This window comes from Pseudomonas sp. NUPR-002 (assembly GCF_056322725.1).
The window spans coordinates 2,192,275-2,213,422 of sequence record NZ_CM150476.1; the positions used below are offsets into that span (position 1 = coordinate 2,192,275).

Here is a 21,148-nt window from a genome sequence, read left to right on the forward strand (position 1 = left end):
CGCTGAGCCGCCACGGCCTAGTTCCAGGAGGGGTTATGTCTGCAACATCAACGCCATCGCGACCCATGCGCGGCGCGCGCAAGAGCATTTCCACCGATTCGACCAGCCTGGTCAGCTTCCGGCCATTGTTCGAGCACGGCGGCTTGCCGTTGCTGTGCACGCCGAATGTGCCGGGGGTCAATCTGATCGAGTGGTCGGCGCAGAACCGCGATCTGATCCAGCAGCAGTTGCACAACGGTGCGTCGATTCTGTTCCGTGGTTTCGACGTGGCCGACATCGACCAGTTCAACCGTTGCATCGATGCGATTTCCGGTGGCGCCCTGCAGTACCTGTTCCGCGCTTCGCCGCGCACCCAGATCACCGGGCAGTTCAATATCTACAGCTCCACCGACTACCCGTCCGGCGAGCGGATTTTTCCGCACAACGAGCACTCCTACTCGCCAGTGTTTCCGTTGCACCTGTACTTCTATTGCGACACACCGTCAGAAACCGGTGGCGAGACGCCGCTGGGCGATACTCGCCAGATCCTTTCGCGGATCGATCCAGACGTGCGCGACGCCTTTGCCCGCAAGGGCATTCTGTATGTGCGCAACTATGGCGACGGCATGGGCCTGCCCTGGCAAACCGTGTTCCAGAGCGAAGTGCGCAGCGAAGTCGAAGCCTACTGCGCGCAGATCGGTGTTGAAGCCGAATGGAAATCGGGCAACCGCCTGCGCACCCGCCAGCGCGGCCCGGCCATGGTCCGCCACCCGCAGACCGGCGAGCGCGTGTGGTTCAACCACGCCACCTTCTTCAATGCCCTGACCTTGCCCGACAGCATCCGCGACAACCTGCTGCGCGAGTTCGGCCCGCTGGACTTGCCACAGAACACCTTCTTCGGTGACGGCACGCCGATTCCCGATGACGTGGTGCGCCACCTGCAGCAGATTTACCGCGACGTCATGGTCGAGTTCGCCTGGCAAAAAGGCGACGTGGTGCTGCTCGACAACATCCTCACCGTTCACGCGCGCAATGCCTTCACTGGCCGCCGGAAAATTCTCACCGCCATGGCCATCGCGCAGAAAAGCGCCGAGCTGGCACTCGATCAAGGAGCCTCTGCATGACCACTTCCAACCCTAGCGGTGAGATCTTCCAGACCTCGGCCCAGCAGGCGCTGGCACTGACAGCACAGGGCGCCGCCGAGCGTCCCGGTCAGGCGTGGGTACTGCTTAGCCTGGCGCAGCTTGCGGATACCACGACCCTGACCCAGGCACTGCGCACCCTCGGTCAGCGCCATGAAGTGCTGCGCACGGTCTACCGCCGTTTGCCGGGCATGAGCTGGCCGGTGCAGGCGGTGCTGAGCGAAGCGCCGGTGCGTACCCATGCCAGCGCCGACCAGCACCAGGCCCTGGCCTGGGCCTGCGAGCAGGTGGCGGGTACGGAGGAGGTGAGCCTTGCCGTCAGCACGGTGGCCGGTCCGCAGCCAGCTGTGCTGCTGCTCGGCGTTGCCGCCAGCTTCGACCGCAGCACTTTGCTGGCGCTGGCCAACGAACTGCGCGCGCTGTGCGAAGGCCGCACGCTGGCCGACAATGAAGAAGAACTGCAATACGTCGACTTCGCCGCCTGGCAGCAAGAGCTGCGCGAAGAAGCGCTCGGCCGCCAGGGCGCGGCCTTCTGGCAGGAGCGTGTGCGCGGCTATCAACTGCCGCATCGTTTGGCGTTCGAAACGGCCAGCGAACCGGGCCTGGCCCGCCATCGTGCCCAGGCGCCCTCGACCCTGGCCAGCCAGGACCCGACCCGCACGCTGACCTTGTGGGCTGCCTTCCTGGCGCGTATCAGCCAGCAGGACCGCGTGTTGCTGGGCGTCGCGGTAGACGGTCGCAATGAAGAACTGGAAGGTGCCTATGGCGCTTACGCCCGCAGTTTGCCGGTGGCGTTCGACAACCGCCGCAGTGCCAGCCTCGATGAACTGAGCACCGAAGTGGCCGCGAGCCTTGAGCAATCGCGCTCCTGGCAAGACTGCCTCAATGAGTTCGAACTGGGCCTGTGCCGCTATGGCTTTGCGGTGCGCAACGACGCCTTGAGCACGGGTGTGCTGGCGCTGGAAGTCGAGGCACCTGCTGAGTTGCTGCGTCTGCAGTTGACGCCGGGGCAGGCCACCCTGGATGCCCGCGCCGATGCCTTCGAACCGGCCGCACTGCAGGTGCTGCTGGGGCAGTTCCTGATCTTCGCCGACCAGGCCCTGAAGGCGCCCACGCAGGACTTGGGCCAAGCCACGCTGCTGGATGATGCCAGCCGCGAGGCGCTGCTGACGGCATTCAACCAGCGGGCTGCTGCATTGCCGCAGGCGCGCACCCTGCATTCGCTGTTTGCCGAGCAGGCCCGGCAACACCCGCAGCGCATTGCCTTGAGCGTGGCGGGTGAGCGCTTGACCTACGCCGAGCTGGATTGCTTGTCCAACCAGGTGGCCAATACCTTGCGGGCGCAGGGCGCCGGGGCCGATCAGGTGGTGGCGGTGTACGGTCAGCGCAGCCGCGAACTGGTGGTGGCCTTGCTGGGGATTCTCAAGGCCGGTGCTGCCTACCTGCCGCTGGACCCGAATTACCCGGCCGAGCGCCTGGCGTTCATGCTCGCCGATGCGCGGGCCACGCAGCTGTTGACCAGCATGCCGTTGCCGGTCGCCTGGCAGCAGGTGCCCGCATTGAGCGTCACCTCACTGCAAGCCGGCAGCGCGGTGTGGTCGGCCAGTGAACAAGCGCTGGACGCAGGCACCGAGGCAGGCAATCTGGCTTACGTGATCTACACCTCCGGCTCCACCGGCAAGCCCAAGGGGGTAATGGTCAGCCACGCCAATGCCGTGGCCTCGACCCTGGCCCGTGGCCGCTTCTACCGCGAGCCGCTGACGAACTTCCTGATGCTCTCGTCGTTCTCCTTCGACAGCTCGGTGGCTGGGGTGTTCTGGGCCTTGAGCCAGGGCGCGACGCTGACCTTGCCGGATGAGCACAATCACAAAGATCCCCAGCAATTGGCGGCGCTAATCGCCAGCGAAGGCGTGTCGCACTACCTGACCCTGCCGTCGTTTCACGCGCAGATTCTGGAGTACCTCGACGCGCCGTCGCTGCGCTGCGTGATCGTCGCCGGTGAAGCCTGCGCCACAGAGGTGCTGCAACGTCACAGCGAGCGCCTGCCCGGGGTTGCGCTGGTCAACGAATATGGCCCGAGTGAAGCCACGGTATGGTCCACCGCAGCCTACCTCGACCCGCTCGATCGTCACGGCATTGCCATTGGCAAGCCCATCGACGGCCTGCGCGTGCACCTGCTCGATGCGCAGCTGGAGCCTGTGGCGGTCGGCCTTGAGGGCGAGCTGCACGTGGCTGGCGCTGGCCTGTGCCGTGGTTACCTGCAGCGTCCGGCGCTGACTGCCGAGCGCTTTGTCCCCGACCCGTTCGCCCGCGAACCGGGCCAGCGCCTGTACCGCAGTGGCGACCTGGCGCGCTACCGCATCGACGGCCAGATCGATTACCTGGGGCGGATCGACCAGCAAGTGAAAATCCGTGGTTTTCGCATCGAACTGGGCGAAATCGAGAACGCCCTGCGCGGCGGCCGCGGGGTCGAGGATGCGCTGGTGATCGCCCGTGATACACCAGCGGGTAAACAATTGCTCGCCTTCGTCGTTTCTACTCAGGAAGGCCATGAACAACTTGGCCTGGACCTGCACAGCCACCTGTCCCAGACGCTGCCCGAGCACATGCTGCCGGCGCGTATCCGGGTACTGGAACGCTTCCCGCAGACCCCTAACGGCAAGCTCGACCGCAATGCCCTGTTGGCCCTGGACAGCCGCCGCAGCCAGTACATCGCACCACGTACCGAGCTGGAGCAGACCCTGGCCGCGATCTGGGCCGAGGCCCTGCAGGTGGAAAAAGTCGGCGTGCACGACAGCTTCTTCGAGCTGGGCGGCCATTCCCTGTTGGCAACCGCGATCCGTACCCGGATTCAGGAAGCCCTGGGCCTGACCATTCCACTGCGGGTGTTCTTCGAGGGCGAAACCCTCGAACGCCTGGCAGAAGAAATTCAAGCATTGCGTGAGCAAGCCGGTAAACAGCACAACACAGTGGACTCCCTGGAGGCGCTGTTCGACGAGGTTGAAGCACTATGAATGCGGTACCGGACAGAATGCTGGCGCTGGCGCAGCGCTTTTCAGGGATGTCGGTCGAAGCCCGGCAAGCCTTGCAAGGCAAAATGCGTGAGCAGGGCCTGAGCCTGGAAGCCTTGCCGATTCCGCCACGCGCGGCCGGCCTCGATGTGCTCCCGGCGTCTTATGCCCAGCAACGGCTGTGGTTCATCTGGCAATTGGAACCCCAGGCCAGCGCCTACAATCTGACCGGTGCCTTCCGCTTGCGTGGCGCGCTTGACCGTGCCGCGCTGGAACACACCCTGGCCGCGCTGCTGGCGCGCCATGAAGTACTGCGCACCACCTTCCGCCTTGACGGAGACAGCGTGCAGCAGGTGATCCATGCCCGCATGGCGTGCCCGCTGGTGCAGGTCGATGCCGACCCGGCCGGCCTGCAAGACGCCATCGCGGTGGCCGCCCAGGCGCCGTTCGACCTCGAGCACGGGCCATTGCTGCGTGCCCGCCTGATTCGTCTGGGCGAACAAGAGCATGTGCTGGTGCTGACGCTGCATCACATCGTCACCGATGGCGCTTCGCTGCCGATCCTGATCGAAGAATTCACCCGCCATTACGCCGCCTTCGCCAGCGGTCAGGTGCCGCACTTTGCGGCGTTGCCGATCCAGTACGCCGATTATGCGCAGTGGCAACGGCTGTGGCTGGAGGCGGGCGAGGGCGAGCGCCAACTGCAGTACTGGCGTGAACAGCTGGGCGACGAGCATCCGCTGTTGACCCTGCCGCTGGACCACAAGCGTCCGCCAGTGAGCAGCCAGCAGGGCGCGAGCGTCGCGCTGCAGGTGCCAGCGACCGTGCTTGACGGCCTGCGCGGGGTGGCCCGTGACCAGGGCTGCACCGTGTTCGTGGTGTTGCTGGCCTCGTTGCATGCCTTGTTGCATCGCTGCAGCGGTGAGCGCGACATCCGCGTCGGTGTGCCGATTGCCAACCGCACGCGCAAGGACGTGCAAGATCTGCTCGGCTTTTTCATCAACACCCAGGTGCTGCGCAGCCAGCCTGAAGCGCATCAGCCGTTCAGCAGCCTGGTCGAGGCGCTCAAGCACGCTGCGATTGGCGCTCAAAGCCATCAGGATGTGCCGTTCGAACAGCTGGTCGATGCCCTGCAAACGCAGCGCAGCCTGAACCAGAGCCCGCTGTTTCAAGTGATGTTCAACCACCAGCAGGCTGCTGCCGATAACGTCGGGCGCTGGCAGTTGCAAGGGCTGGAGGTGGAAGTGCTGGGCTGGGAAGAGCGCAGCAGCAAGTTCGACCTGATGCTCGATACCGTCGAGCAGGCCGATGGCCTGAGCGCCGCGTTCACCTTTGCCACCGACCTGTTTGAAGCGGCCACCATCGAACGCATGGGCCGGCATTGGCTCAATCTGCTGCGCAGCGTAGTGCGTGACCGGCATGCTGCGCTGGGCGATCTGTCGCTGCTCGATGCCGATGAACAGGCAGCGACACTGGCGCAGTGGAACCCTGCAGCAATGCATTACGCGCCGGGCGCGTGCCTGCACCAACGTATCGAGCAGCAAGCCGCACAGCGCCCTGAGGCCACGGCGGTGGTCTGCGAAGGCCAGCGCCTGAGCTACGGCGAGCTGAACCGCCAGGCCAACCAACTGGCCTGGCGCTTGCGTGAACGCGGCGTCGGCCCCGACGTGCTGGTCGGTATCGCTTTGCCACGCTCGGCGCAGATGCTGGTCGGCTTGCTGGCGATCCTCAAGGCGGGCGGTGCCTACGTGCCGCTGGACCCGGACTACCCGCAGGAGCGTCTGGCCTACCTGATCGAAGACAGCGGTACGCGCCTGGTGATCAGCCAGTCCGATCTGATCGAACGCTTGCCATTGCCTGAGGGCGTGCACACCCTGTTGCTGGATGAATCCACCGAGTGGCTGGCGGCCGCCCCGCAGCATGACTTGCCGAATCTCACCCGTATCGACAACCTGGCTTACGTCATCTATACCTCCGGCTCCACTGGCAAGCCCAAGGGCACCTTGCTGCCGCATGCCAACGTCTTGCGCCTGTTCGACGCCACCCAGCAATGGTTCGCCTTCGACCAGCACGATGTCTGGAGCCTGTTCCATTCCTATGCCTTCGACTTCTCGGTGTGGGAGATTTTTGGTGCGTTGCTGTATGGCGGCACGCTGGTGGTGGTGCCGTACGCGGTCAGCCGCTCGCCGCAGGATTTCCATCGCTTGCTGCGCGAGGAGGGCGTGACGGTGCTGAACCAGACGCCATCGGCCTTCCGTGCGCTGATCGAGGTGGCTTGTGCTGCCCGTGATCAAGGGCCGTTGGCCCTGCGCACCGTGGTGTTTGGCGGTGAAGCGCTGGAGGTCAATGACCTGCGTCCGTGGTTCGAGGCCTTTGGCGACCGCCAGCCGCAACTGGTGAATATGTACGGCATCACCGAAACCACCGTGCATGTGAGCTACCGGCCCTTGAGCCTGGCCGACCTTGATGCCGGCAACAGCAGCCCGCTTGGCCTGCCGATCGACGACCTTAGCTGGTACTTGCTCGACAGCCGTCTCAACCCGGTGGCCAAGGGCTGCGTTGGTGAGCTGTATGTCGGTGGCGCGGGCCTGGCCCGTGGTTATCACCAGCGTCCGGACCTGACCGCGACACGCTTTATCGCCGACCCGTTCGCCACGGTGCCGGGCGCGCGCTTGTACCGCACCGGCGACCTGGCGCGCTACAGCGCCGATGGCAGCCTGGAGTACATCGGTCGTATCGACCATCAGGTGAAGATCCGCGGGTTCCGTATCGAACTGGGCGAGATTCAGCGTTGCCTGCAGAACCATCCGCAGGTGGCCCAGGCCCTGGTGCTGGTGCACGAAGCCAATGGCAGCAAACAGCTGGTTGGCTATCTGGTGGCCAAGGCCGGGGTCGAGGCCGGTAGCAGTACTTTCCGGCAGGGCTTGCGCGATTTCCTGCGCGCGGAACTGCCCGACTATATGGTTCCGGCGCACCTGATGCCGCTGGACGCCTGGCCGCTGACCAGCAACGGCAAACTTGATCGCAAGGCCTTGCCGCTGCCGGGCGCAGAGCGGGTACACAGCGCCTGGCAGGCGCCGCAGAATGCCCTGCAGGCCGAGCTGGTCAGGCTCTGGGAAGAAGTACTCAAACGCGCGCCCATTGGCATTGACGATAACTTCTTCGAGCTGGGCGGCGACTCGATCATCTCCATCCAGTTGGTCAGCCGTGCGCGGCAAAGCGGTATTCGCTTCAGCCCCAAAGACCTGTTCCAGCACCAGACTGTGCAAAGCCTGGCCCGGGTGGCGGTGCGCAGCGGTGCCGTGCAGGCCAGCCAAGGCCCGGTGCACGGCGCCGCGCCGCTCACGCCGATTCAGCACTGGTTCTTCGAGCAGCCAATCGCGCAGCGCGCGCACTGGAACCAGTCGGTGCTGCTCACCGTGCGCCAACGCCTCGATGCGCAGCGCCTGGGTGAAGCCTTGGCTGCGGTGCTGCAGCAGCACGATGCCTTACGCCTGCGTTTTACCTACGCAGATGGTCAATGGCATCAACAGCACGCCAGCGATGCCGGTGAGCAAGCGCTGGTGCAAGTCGCCCAGGCGGCCGATGCCGACGCCTTGCTTGCCCTGTGCAACCAGGCCCAGGCCAGCCTCGACCTGAGCCAGGGGCCGCTGCTGCGTGCCTTACTGGTGGACATGGCCGACGGCAGTCAGCGCTTGCTGCTGGTGGTGCATCATTTGGTGGTCGATGGCGTGTCGTGGCGGGTGCTGCTTGAAGACTTGCAGTTGGCCAGTCAGCAGCAGCCCCTGGCGGCCAAGACCAGCAGTTATCAGCACTGGGCGCAGCGCCTGCAACAGTATGCACAGAGCCCCGCGCTGCTGGCCGAGGCGACGTACTGGCATGAACAGTACCGCGAGGTGCAGCCACGCCTGCCGAGCCGGGCGGTGGACACACCGGCCGCCGAGCAGATCCTCGCGGTGGAAACAGCCCTCGATGCCGACAGCACCCGCCAATTGCTGCAACAGGCCCCGGCGGCCTATCGCACGCAGATCAATGACCTGCTGCTGACCGCGCTGGCGCAGGTGATCTGCGCCTGGACCGGTCAGGCGTCAACGCTGGTGCAGCTTGAAGGCCATGGCCGCGAGGAGCTGTTCGACGACACAGACCTGAGCCGTACGGTTGGTTGGTTCACGTCGATCTTCCCGGTCAAGCTGACCCCGGCCGTTGAACCGGGGGCAAGCCTCAAAGGCATCAAGGAACAACTGCGAGCGGTGCCGCACAAGGGCATCGGTTTCGCCATTCTGCGCTACCTGGCGGATCAAGGTCTGGCGGCACTGCCGGCACCGGCGATCACCTTCAACTACATGGGCCAGTTCGACAGCAGCTTCGACGCCCAGGCCGCGTGGCAACCGGCGCTGGAAAGCGGCGGCAACGAGCAGGCACCGGGCAGCACGGTGCTCGAAGGGCTGAGCATCAACGGTCAGGTCTACGAAGGCCAACTGCGCCTGAGTTGGTCGTTCGACCCGCGCCGTTTCGAGGTCGCGCAGGTGCAGGCGCTGGCCGATGCCTACGCTCAGGCTCTGCGCGCACTGATCGCCCACTGCCTGGCCAGCGACGGCGGGCTGACCCCGTCTGACGTGCCGTTGGCCAGGCTCAGCCAGCAGCAGTTGGATAACCTCGCGCTGCCTGCCAGTGCCATCGAAGACCTGTACCCGCTGTCGCCGATGCAGCAGGGCATGCTGTTCCACAGCCTGTACGACGAGGAGCCCGGTGCCTATGTGCATCAGTTGCGCCTGGATGTCGAGGGCTTGCAACTGGAGGCGCTGCGTCAGGCCTGGCAGGCCACGCTGGACGCCCATGACACGCTGCGCGCCAGCTTCCTCTGGGGCGATCGCTACAAGCAACCGCTGCAGTTGATTCGCCGTCAGGTCGAACTGCCGCTGCTGCTGGCTGACTTCCAGGGTCAGCCGCGCAGCGCCCTGGACGCTTTCGCCGAGGCCGATCGCCAGCGCGGTTTTGACCTGGCCGCAGCACCGCTGCTGCGGGTCAATGTGTTGCGTACCGATGCCCAGCGCTACCACCTGATCGTCACCCACCACCACATTCTGCTCGACGGCTGGAGCACCTCGCAGTTGCTCGGCGAAGTCATGCAGCGCTACGCCGGCATAACCCCGGCCGCTGCCGCTGGGCGCTATCACGATTACATGGCCTGGCTCGCCGCCCAGGACCCACAAGCGGCGGAGGCCTTCTGGAAAACCCAGCTGGGTGAACTGCAAGAGCCGACGCTGCTGGCCAACTGCACGCAAGGCGTCGCCGCCGCTGGTTTCGGTGAGTACTTCCAGGTGCTCGACCAGGCCGCCAGCGAGCGCCTCGGCCAGTTCGCCCGCCAACACAAGGTCACCCTCAACAGCCTGCTGCAGGCGGCCTGGCTGTTGCTGTTGCAGCGCTACAGCGGACAGGACTGCGTGGCCTTCGGCGCCACCGTCGCCGGGCGCCCGGTGGAACTGCCGGGTATCGAGCAGCAACTGGGCCTGTTCATCAACACCTTGCCGGTGATTGCCAGCCCGCACCCGCAGCAGTGTGTGGTGCAGTGGGTGCAGGCGATCCAGGCGCAGAACCTGAGCCTGCGCGAGTTCGAGCACACGCCGCTGGCCGAGGTGCAGCGCCTGGCCGGGCAGGGCAACCTGTTCGACACCTTGCTGGTGTTCGAGAACTACCCGCTGGCCGAAGCCCTGCAACAGGGGCCGGACACCGGCCTGCGCATCCTCGACGTCGAAGGCCGCGAACAGACGCACTTCCCGCTGACCATTTCGGCCGACTTCGGCGCGCGCCTGTCGCTGCGTTACAACTACGCCCACGCCGCCTTCAGCGATGACTTCATTGCCCGTGTGCACCAGCACCTGTGCAACTTGCTGCTGGCCATGGCCGCAGCGCCGGAGGAGCTGCTCGGCCGCCTGGAGCTGCTGGCAGCGCCGGAGCGTGAGCAGCAACTGCAGAGCTGGAACGCTACTGCCGTGGCTTACCCGGCCATGCAGCCCGTGCAGCGCCTGTTCGAGCTACAGGCCGAACGCACCCCGCACGCGCCAGCCCTGGTGTTCGGCGACCAGCAACTGAGCTATGCCGAACTCAACCAGCGCGCCAACCGCCTGGCACGGCGCCTGCGCGAGCAGGGGGTCGGCCCTGAGGTGCTGGTGGGGATTGCCGCCGAGCGCTCGCTGGAGCTGGTGATTGGCTTGCTCGCCATCCTCAAGGCCGGCGGCGCCTACGTGCCGCTGGACCCGGACTACCCGGACGAGCGCCTGGCCTACATGATCGAGGACAGCGGCATCAACCTGCTGCTGACCCACAGTGATCTGCGCGAGCGCTTGCCTCTGCAGGCCGGGGTGCAGGTGCTGTGCCTGGATCAGCTGGACCTGAGCCACGGCGATGACGCCAACCTGGCGCTGATGCTGGACGGCGCCGGGCTGGCCTACATGATCTACACCTCGGGCTCTACCGGGCGACCCAAGGGCGCTGCCAACCGCCACGATGCCTTGTACAACCGCCTGGTGTGGATGCAGGCGGCGTACCCGATCGGTGCTGGCGACACGGTGCTGCAGAAAACCCCATTCAGTTTTGACGTGTCGGTGTGGGAGTTCTTCTGGCCGCTGATGGTCGGTGCGCGTCTGGCGCTCGCCGAACCGGGGGCGCACCGCGATCCGGCAGCCTTGGTGGCGTTGATCAAGCGTCATCAGGTCAGCACCCTGCACTTTGTGCCGTCGATGCTGCAGGCCTTTGTCCGCGACGACGGCGTGGCCAGCTGCGCCAGCCTGCGTCAGGTGATCTGCAGCGGCGAGGCGCTGCCAGCCGAACTGCAACGCCAGCTGTTGCGCGTGCTGCCGTGGGCCGCGCTGTACAACTTGTACGGCCCGACCGAGGCGGCAATTGACGTCACCCATTGGACCTGCCGCGACGATGGCAGCCACAGCGTACCGATCGGCCAACCGATCGCCAACCTGCAAACCTATGTGCTGGACAGCAGCTTGCAACTGCAGGCGGCAGGCTGTATCGGCGAGCTGTACCTGGGCGGTGTCGGGCTGGCCCGTGGTTACCACCGGCGCCCAGGGCTGACCGCCGAGCGCTTTGTCGCTTCGCCGTTCGCTGCCGGTGAGCGTTTGTATCGCACCGGCGACCTGGCCCGTTACCGCGCCGATGGCGTAATCGAATACGTCGGGCGCATCGACCACCAAGTGAAAATTCGCGGCCTGCGCATCGAACTGGGTGAAATCGAGGCGGCACTGCTGGAGCAACCGGGAGTTGGCGAAGCGGTGGTGCTGGCACTGGACATCGGCAAAAGCAAGCAACTGGTGGCCTACCTGGTGCCGCATGCGCACGGCTATTCGCTCGATGCCTTGAAGGCGGCCCTGGCAGAACGCCTGCCCGAGCACATGCAACCGGCACAATTGATCGAACTGGAGGCGATGCCGGTCACCGCCAACGGCAAACTTGATCGGCGTCGCCTGCCGGTCCCGCAGGTGCGCAGCCAACAGGGCAGTGCGCCACGTACGGCGCTGGAGGCGAGCCTGCTGGCGATCTGGCAGGCGCTGTTCGAACGTCAGGACATCGGCATCGAAGACGACTTCTTCGAACTGGGCGGTGACTCCATCGTCTCGATTCAGGCCGTGGGTCTGGCACGCAAGCTGGGCCTGGCGATCACTCCGAAACAGGTATTCAGCCACCCGACCATCGCCGCGCTGGCGCAGGTTGCCGGGCAGGCTGAGGCGGAACCTGCTCCCGCTCCGGCACTCGCCTCGGTGACACTCGACAGCGCGCAGCTGCAGGCCCTGGGCCTGAGCGCCGAACAGGTGGAAGACGCGTATCCGCTGTCGCCGATGCAGCAGGGCATGCTGTTCCACTCGCTGCAGGACGGTGACGACGGCCTGTACGTCAACCAGATCGAAGTCGGTGTGGTCGGTGCCGACCCAGAGCGCATGCAGGCAGCATGGCAGGCAGTGGCCACCCAGCATGCGATCCTGCGCACGGCGTTCCTCTGGGAGGGCGAGAAAGAGCCGCTGCAGGTGGTGCTGCGCGACGCGCCGGCGCTGCTGACGCTGCTCGACTGGCGCGAGCGCGACGACACTGCCCAGGCGCTGCGCGAGCTGGCCGACAGCGAGCGCGCAAACGACTTCAGCCTCGGCCGTGCACCGCTGCTGCGCGTGCTGCTGGTGCGCACCGACGCGGCACGCTACCGGCTAATCTGGACTTACCACCACATCCTCATGGACGGCTGGAGCGTCTCGCGACTGATCGGCGACGTGTTGCGACACTACAGTGGCGAAGCGTTGCCGCCGGTGGCCGAATACCGCCACTACATCGGTTGGCTCAAGCAGCAGGACCCGGCCCGCAGCGAAGCGTTCTGGAAGGCTCGCCTGGCTGAGCTGGAAGGCCCGACCCATCTGGCCCGCGCGCTGCCGGTGAAGGCACCGGGTGAAGGCTACCGTGCGCTGTACACCCAGCTCGATGGCGACCAGACCGCACGCCTGACGCAGTTCGCGCAAAGCCAGCGGGTCACCCTCAACACCCTGGTACAGGCGGCCTGGCTGCTGTTGCTGCAGCGCTACAGCGGCCAGCGCACGGTGACCTTTGGCGCCACCGTGTCGGGCCGCCCGGAAACCCTGGAAGGTTCCGAGCAGATGCTCGGCCTGTTCATCAATACCTTGCCGGTGGTCAGCACGGTGCCGACGGAGCAAGCGGTGGGTGACTGGCTGCGCGAGGTGCAGGCCTACAACCTGCAGATCCGCGACCATCAGCACACCCCGCTCAGTGATATCCAACGCTGGGCCGGGCAGGGCGGGCAGGCGCTATTCGACAGCATCATCGTGTTCGAGAACCAGCCGGTGGACCGCACCCTGCGCGAGTGGGACGGCGAGTCGCTGCGCTTTGAAGACGTTTCTGACTTCGGCCTGACCAGCTTTGCCATGGACTTGATGGTCAGCGTCGATGATGGCGGCTTGCGCATCGAATACATGCACCAGTGCGAGCAGTTCGACCTGGCCACCGTGGAGCAGTTGCGCGGGCATATGGAAAGCCTGATGCAGCGCCTGTGTGACGACCCTGCGCAGGCGGTCGGCTGCCTGGGTTTGGTGGCAGGTCAGCCGCTGCAATTGCAAGCGGCTCCAGCGCCGCAGCCAGCGATCCCGGTGCACCGCTTGATCGCGCGGCGTGCCCAAACTCAGCCAACGCACCCGGCCCTGGTGCTGGGAGACGACGTGCTCGACTACGCCACGCTCGAGCGCCGTGCCAATGCCCTGGCCGTGCAATTGCGCGCACTGGGTGTCGGTGCGGAAACCGTGGTCGGCGTGTTCATGGAGCGCTCGCTGGAGCTGGTGGTGTCGCTGCTGGCCGTGCTTAAAAGTGGCGGCGCCTACGTGCCGCTGGACCCGGACTACCCGGCCGAACGCCTGCGCTACATGATGGCCGATGCTGGCATGAGCGTGCTGCTTACCCAGCAGCGGTTGCAGGCGCGGGTCAGTGTCGAGGCCTCGGTGGAGTGCCTGGCGGTGGATCAACTGGATCTGGGCACAGACGTTGATGCTTCGGTCCTGCCAGAGGTCGACGCTCAGGGGCTGGCGTATCTGATCTACACCTCGGGTTCCACCGGCAAGCCGAAGAGCGTGGCCGTTTCCCATGGCCCGATCAGCATGCATGTGCAGGCGATCGCCGCACTGTACGAGATGGACAGCAACGAGCGCGAACTGCACTTCATGTCGTTTGCCTTCGATGGCGCCCATGAGCGCTGGATGACCGCGCTGATCAGTGGCTCGACCCTGGTGATCCGTGACAACAGCCTGTGGACGGCCGAGCAGACGCTTGAGGTGCTCGCCCGCCAGCGCATCACCGTGGCCTGTTTCCCTCCAGCCTACCTGCTGGAATTGGCCGAACACGCCGAATCCCTTGGTGTGGCGCCGCCGGTGCGAGTCTATTGCTTTGGCGGTGATGCGGTGCCTGATGCGACCTTCGAACGGGTCAAACGCAGCCTGGCGCCGAAGTACCTGGTCAACGGCTACGGCCCAACCGAAACCGTGGTCACCCCGCTGCTGTGGAAGACCCCACTGGCGGGCAGTTGCGAAGCCATGTACGCACCGATCGGTAAAGCAGTCGGTGTGCGTACCTTGTACGTCCTCGATGGCGATCTCAATCCGTTGCCGACAGGCTTCGTCGGTGAGTTGTACATCGGCGCTGAAGGCGTCGCTCGCGGCTACCATCAGCATCGCCAGCAAACCGCCGAACGCTTCATCGCCGACCCGTATGGCGAGCCGGGTTCACGTTTGTACCGCACCGGCGACCTGGTGCGCATGCGCAGTGATGGTGTGGTGGATTACGTTGGCCGGGTCGATCATCAGGTCAAAGTGCGGGGCTTCCGCATCGAGCTGGGCGAGATCGAGGCACGGCTGCGCGAGCAGGCGGGTATCAAGGATGCCCTGGTGGTGGTGCGCGACAGCGCGCAAGGCCGTCAGTTGATCGGTTACGTGGTTGCCGCTGCCGAGGCCGGGCTTGACCGCCGCCTGTTGCAAGCCCTGCGCGAGAGCCTGCCGGACTACATGGTGCCCGCCCAAGTGGTGGTGATGGCGCAGTTCCCGCTGACCCCCAACGGCAAGCTGGACCGAAAAGCACTGCCCGATCCGGACTTCGCTGCCCGTGAGCACGTCGCCCCAGGCACGCCGCTGCAAGCAGCGCTGGTGCAGATCTGGCAGCAGGTGCTGGGCATCGAGCAGGTCGGTATCACCGACAACTTCTTCGAGCTGGGCGGCGACTCGCTGCGCACCTTGAAGGTGATCTCGCGGGTGCGGGCGATGCCAGAGCTGGGCTTCGAGCTGAAGCTGCGCGACATGATGGCCAAGCCCACCATTGCAGATCTCACAGCCGAGCAGCCCCACACCGCGCAAGCGCCGCAGGCCCTGTTGCTGCTCAATCAGCCGGTGGCCGACAGCGCGCCGTTGTTCTGCCTGCATGCCGGTTTCGGCACCGTGTTCGACTACGAGCCACTGGCGCGGCGCCTGGAAGGGCAGCGTACGGTGTATGGCGTGCAGTGCCGGATGTTGCTGGACCGCCAGTGGCAGGACCGCTCGCTGGAACAGATGGCCCTCGATTACACCGCTACCATCCGCGCCAAGCAGGCGCAGGGCCCGTATCACCTGGCCGGCTGGTCGCTCGGCGGTGCCCTCGCGGTGCTGGTGGCCCGGGCGCTGGAGGCTCAGGGCCAGGCGGTACGCTGGCTGGGCTTGATCGACAGCTATGTGCCGCTGGAAACACAGCACGGCGACGACGATTGGCGCGCGGATCTGCAAGCTTTCCTCTGCGCCACCCTGGGCATGGACGCGGCGGCCGTAGAGCCGGTGCTGGCAGGGCATCAGCGCATCGACGCGCAGCAGGTGCCCGAGCTGATCGCCGGGGTGATTCAGCGTCAGCCTGATCAGGCGGGAGGCTATGCCTTGCTGGGGGCTGAAGAACTGGTGCACACCTTTGTCGTCAGCGAACGCCTCAAACAGCTGTCGCGTGAGCTGGCAGCGTTGCCGCAGGTGCGCGCGCCGTTACGCTGCTGGTGGGCCAGCGGCAACCCGACTGCCGAGCGTGCCGCGCTGGAAGCGCAGCAAACGCGCATCGTGCAAACCCAGGTGGTGCAGGCCAGCCATTACGACATCCTGCATCAGGCAGACTGCCTGCAAGGGCTGTTGGCGAGCCTGGAAACCGAGGTGGTTACCGAAGGCTGAGCCGTCGATTCGGCACGTTGCAGTAAATAGCCACGCTCGACTTACGTTAGTGAGTCGAGCGTGGTTTTTTCTGGAGGCCGAACAATGCCATTGCACCCCGATATTGAAGGATTTCTCGAACTGGTCGAACTGGGTCGTCTGACCGGCAAGAGCCAGCCCATGCACGAGCTTACGCCGAAGGAAGCTCGGCGGCAGTTCGACAACACCTCGTTGCTGCTCGACAGCACGCCGGTGGGGCAGTTGGAGGTCACGCAACTGATCATTCCCAGCCGTGACGGCCAGCAACTGGCAGCGCGCTGTTACCAGCGTGCGGTAGCCGAGTTGGCGCCGCGCCCGGTGCTGCTGTACTTCCACGGCGGTGGTTATGTGGTCGGCAGCCTGGATTCCCATGACACCTTGTGCCGACGTTTGGCCTTGGCCGGTGATTTTGCGGTGGTGTCGGCGGATTACCGCCTGGCACCGGAACACAAGTTCCCGACCGCCTTCAACGATGCCGAAGATGTGGCGTTGTGGCTGCTGAGCGAGGGCGCCCGGCATGGGCTGGATGCGGCACGGGTGGCGTTGGCCGGTGACAGCGTGGGAGGCAGCCTGGTGGCGGCGCTGGCGATGCGTGCGGCGTTGATGCCGCAGCAGTTGCCCTTGCAGCCGCGCGTGCAGGTGCTGCTGTATCCGGTACTCGATGCGGCGCAGGAGCGGCCGTCGCTGGAGCGCTTTGCTGAAGGGTATCTGTTGGAGAAGGAATCGTTGCGTTGGTTTTACCAGTTGTACGAGCGTGAGGTGGCGGATCGGCTCGACTGGCGCTTTTCACCGATCTACGCGCCGCTTCCGGGCCAACTGGCGCCGACGTTGTTGTGGTTGGCCGAGTACGACCCGTTGCTGGATGAAGGGCTGGCGTATGCCGAACGGCTGCGGAGGGCGGGGTTGGAAATCAGCTGCGAGGTCAAGGCCGGGATGACCCATGACTTTGCCCGCATGGGCGAGGTGGTGGGCGAGGTGCCGGGGATGTTGGTGACGTTGGCAGGGTTGATTGGCGAGCGGTTGCGGGGCTGAAACAGCATCGCGGGGCAAGCCCGCTCCCACCGGTTCGGTAGGAGCGGGCTTGCCCCGCGATGGGGACGCCAAATCAGTACGAAGCGCGCAAGGTCAGGGTCAGGTTACGTGGATCGCCATAGAAGTTCGAACCCCAGGCACTGTCGACGCGGTCGTAGTACTTGCGGTCAAAGATGTTGTTGGCCGTCAGGGTAGAGCTCAGGTTCTCGTTGAACTTGTAGCCGACCTGGGCCGTGGAAACGGCATAGCCAGGCTGCACGAAGTCAACACCACTGCGGGTGTAGGAGGTCTCGCTGACCACCCGGGTACCACCGGCCACATGGAAGCCCTTCAGTGCACCGTCGAGGAATTCGTACTTGGTCCACAGGTTGAAGTTGTGCTTCGGTGTGATGGTGCTGAACTGGCTGCCCTTTTCCACGTTGTTGGTGGTGTCGTCTTCCAGCAACTTGGTCATGGTGAAGGCGTAACCGGTGACGATGCTCCAGTTGTCGGTCAGGTTGCCGGTCAGCTCGGTTTCCCAGCCCTGGCTACGCGCCTTGCCGCTGGCTTCGTAACCGTTCACGCCGTTCCACTGCGAGCGGTTTTCGTCGAAGATCTGGAACATTGCCAGCGACGCATTCAGGCGGCCATCGAGCAGCTCCTGTTTCAGGCCCACTTCATATTGTTTGCCCTTGTGCGGGCCAACCATCGAATTGCCGGTGGCGTCGGTATCGCTCTGCGGTTTGAACACCTCGGTGTAGCTGGCATAGGCCGACAGGTCCGGGGTCAGCTTGTAGGTGATGGCACCATACGGAATGACCTTGGCATTGATTTCGGTAGATGGCTCGCCGAAGTTCTGGAAGAAGGTGTTGTGGTTTTTGGCGTCGGCATCGAACCAGGTGGTGCGCGCACCGAGGATCACGTCCAGCTCGTCGGTGATGTTGAGCTTGGTACGGCCATAGACGCCGTATTGATGGCTCTTGGAATAGTTGAACTGGGTATGCGGCATGTCCAGGTGCGGCAGGTTGTTGGCGCCATCGATGCCGGTGGGAAAGCTGTCTGCCCAGCCATCCTGGTTGATGTCGACCGAGCCGTAGGTGAACGCTTTGTCCAGGTGCTGGTATTCGCCACCGAGGGTGAACTCGTGGGTACGACCGGCAAAGGTGAATGGCCGGGTGACGAAGCTGTCCAGGCCCAGGGTTTTGATCCGGGTGTAATAGGAATACATCGACGACTCGGCCAGGTTGGTTGCTGGGTCGACGACCCAGGTGGTCCAGCTGAACTGGCGGTTCGGTGTGCGCGCGTCGCGGTAGGTCAGCGAGGTTTTCCACTGGCCGCCGTCATCCAGCGCATGGTCGAGTTCGGAGAACGCCTCCCAGGTCTCTTCCTTCATCTGGTTCCACTTGGCATCGACATAACGCGAGCGCGACACGTCGAGCAGGGTGCCGTCGGCATAGGCGGGCAGGCCGAACGCCGGGGTGGAGTTGTTCTTCTGGTAGGCGCCGCCGAACGCCAGGGTGGTGTCCGGGTTCAGGTCCATTTCCAGGCGACCGTAGAACATCGGGCGCTCGTTCTGCACGTAGTCGACGTACGATTTGTTGTTCTCGTAGGCGGCGACGGCGCGGCCGCGAACGGTACCAGCGTCGTTCAGCGGGCCGGTGACGTCGATCATGCTGCGGTAGTGGTCGTAGGAACCGGCACCGAGCTCGCCATTGAGGGCGAACTTGTTCAGGGCGCGTTTACGGACCAGGTTGATGGTACCGGCGGGTTCACCGGAACCGGCATACAGGCCGCCCGGGCCGCGCAGCACTTCGACGCGGTCGTACATGGCCAGGTCGAAACTGGTGGCCATGTCGCCCTGGCCGGTGATCTGCGAAACGCCATCGACCTGCACCTGGTCAACCAGGAAACCGCGCATGTACACGTCGTTGAGGCTGGAGCCGGTGTTGTAGGTCTTGATGGTAGCGCCGGTGACCTGGCGCATCGCGTCCTGCAGGTTGTTCATGTTCTGGTCATCCATGCGCTGACGGGTGACCACGGTCACCGACTGCGGGATGTCTTTGAGGCGCTCGGTGCCTTTGCCAATGGTCACGGCCTGGGCCGCATACGAGTGCGTGCCTTCAGACATGGCGCTGTAAGCCTTGCCGTCGATCTGGACGTTCCCCAACTCCAGAGCGTCGCCGCTCGACGGGCCTTGCAGGGTGACCTGAGTGCCGTCGAGGGTGTAGCGAATGCCAGTGCCCTGCAGCAGCATGCGCAGTGCCTGTTGCGGCTCGTAACGGCCGTTGATCGCCGTGGAGCGTTTGCCGCTCACGGTGTCCGGGCTGAAGAGGATCTGCAGGTTGCTCTGCTGACCCAGTGCCTGCAAGGCCGAACCCAGTGGCTGCGACGGGATGTTCAGGTTGATTTCCTGCGCCTGGACGATGGCTGCGCAGGGCAGCATAAGGGCCAGGGCCAGCGGTGACAGCGTGTGTTTGACAGACATCGCGTTTCCTTTGAAGGAACTTATTTTAAGTGAATGAGAGTTGTTCGTGTTTAAGAGACGCATCGCCTGGTAAAAACCGGAAAAACTTTTTCACTGCCAGGTGAAATCGCGCGCCTGAGGGCTCAGGCGCGTTCGGTCAGAGGATGGAGCTGGCCACCACGGACCTCGATCAATTGGTCGGCGAGGTCGAAGTAGCGGTCGTCGTGGGAGATGACGATGACGGTTTTGCCCTGGCGTTTGAGGTCAGGCAGCAGCTCGGTGTAGAACACCTTGCGAAAGGCCGGGTCCTGGTCGGCGGCCCATTCGTCGAACACTAGCACCGGGCGTTCGTCGAGCCAGGCATGCAGCAGCGCCAGGCGTTTGCGTTGGCCGGTCGAAAGGTCGGTGGTGCTCAGGGCGCCATCGCGGATGGTCACTTTATGCGCCAGCTCCAGGCGCTCCAGGTAGGCCTGGGTGTGCTCCGGCAGCACGCCTTTACGCTCGAGCAATTCCTGGAACAGGAAAAAGTCGGCGAACACCGTGGTGAACAACTGGCGGTAGTCGTCGCGCTGATCGGCACCGACCTCGCGGCCATTGAGCAGTACCTCGCCGGCCTGCGGTGAGTACAGGCCCAGCAGCAGTTTGATCAGGGTGGTTTTGCCGCTGCCGTTGTGGCCGACGATAAACAGCAGTTCACCCGGTTCGACCTTGAGGTTGAACGGGCCTATGGTAAACGGCGGCAAACCGTCGACGCTGGGGAAGGCATAGGCAACGTCGCGCAGCTCCAGGCTGTGCAGGGCCTGGCGCGGTGCGGTCTCGCGGTCGGGCAGCAGGAACGGCTCGGGGGTGGAGAAGCTGGCGTTCATCTCGGCAATGCGCTTGAGCGCCACGCTGTTGCGGCTGATCAGCGGCAGCAGGCTGAGTACCGATTCCATCGGGCCTTTCATGAACAGCAGGGTCATGACGAAGCCGCTGAGCACATCGGCCGGCACCGCAGTGCCCCAGGTTTGCACGGCCAGGCACAAGCCGATGACGATGAAAAACAGCAGCGAGCCAAAGGTGCTGGCGCTGAGGAAGATGTTCACCGAGCGAATCTGCAGCGCGGCGATGCGCTGCACCGTCGGCACCACCTGCTGCTGGTACAGGTTGCGGCGACGCTGGCGGTGCATGCGCAGTTCCTTGGCGCCCTCGGCCATGCTGCGGTAGTACTTCTGCAGCTGGTCTTCCTCTTCACGCGCTGCCTCGAAACCGCTCATGCCGTAGCCGCGCGCCACGTACTGGGCAATGCAACCGAGCACCACAGCGGTGGCGGTGATCAGGAACAGCGACAGGTCGAGTAATGCCAGGTAGCCGAGGCAACCGAGGGTCACGGTCAGCGACACAATCAACTGCGGCAGCCCGAAGGTGAAGTCGCTGACGGTGTCGATGTCGTGGGTCAGCACCGGGATCAAGCGGTGGCTGCGGTAGCGCTCCAGTTGCTCGATCGGCGCGCACAGCACCTTGCCGCCCAACGAAATACGCAGGCGCGCAATCACGTGCTGGCCGACATAGTTGGTGCCGATGTTCGAAGCGATCGCGCAGCCCAGCGCCAGGGCGCAGAGCCCGGCAAAGCCGAGCATCACCGCACTGCCGATGGTGTCGCCGCTGTGCATCAGCGCGTTGATCCGGGCCAGCAGCGCGGTGACGCTCAGGCCACCGACAATGCCCAGCACAATGGATATCGCCAGCATTGGCAGCAGCGGGCGCAGGATCGCCAGCAGTTCACGGGAAGTAGCCTTGGTCGAACTCATGAAA

6 protein-coding genes are annotated in these 21,148 nt (G+C 64.7%); 4 read left to right on the forward strand and 2 right to left on the reverse strand.

Going from position 1 to position 21,148, the window contains the following annotated elements:
- The first annotated feature begins 35 nt into the window (after positions 1-35).
- From ACVWSC_RS10080 to ACVWSC_RS10095, 4 genes are all read left to right on the forward strand, one after another.
- On the forward strand, positions 36-1,103 hold the full coding sequence (locus ACVWSC_RS10080) for a TauD/TfdA family dioxygenase (protein ID WP_442113495.1): 1,068 nt from the start codon (positions 36-38) through the stop codon (positions 1,101-1,103).
- Entirely contained in the window at positions 1,100-4,135 is a 3,036-nt protein-coding gene (locus ACVWSC_RS10085; protein ID WP_442113496.1) for a non-ribosomal peptide synthetase, read from the forward strand. The genes ACVWSC_RS10080 and ACVWSC_RS10085 overlap by 4 nt, the downstream gene beginning before the upstream one ends.
- A complete protein-coding gene (locus ACVWSC_RS10090; RefSeq protein ID WP_442113497.1) occupies positions 4,132-15,861 on the forward strand; it encodes an amino acid adenylation domain-containing protein in 11,730 nt (3,909 codons plus the stop codon). Before ACVWSC_RS10085 ends, ACVWSC_RS10090 begins: the two co-directional genes overlap by 4 nt.
- Positions 15,862-15,945: 84 nt before the next feature.
- Positions 15,946-16,911: an alpha/beta hydrolase gene (locus ACVWSC_RS10095; protein ID WP_442113498.1), complete on the forward strand. Its 966-nt coding sequence runs from the start codon at positions 15,946-15,948 to the stop codon at positions 16,909-16,911.
- Between the two features lie 73 nt (positions 16,912-16,984).
- Here the strand turns inward: ACVWSC_RS10095 and ACVWSC_RS10100 are convergent, their stop codons facing one another.
- On the reverse strand, positions 16,985-19,375 hold the full coding sequence (locus ACVWSC_RS10100; protein ID WP_442113499.1) for a TonB-dependent siderophore receptor: 2,391 nt from the start codon (positions 19,373-19,375) through the stop codon (positions 16,985-16,987).
- A gap of 122 nt (positions 19,376-19,497) precedes the next feature.
- A complete protein-coding gene (locus ACVWSC_RS10105; RefSeq protein WP_442113500.1) occupies positions 19,498-21,144 on the reverse strand; it encodes a cyclic peptide export ABC transporter in 1,647 nt (548 codons plus the stop codon).
- Positions 21,145-21,148 lie beyond the last annotated feature (4 nt).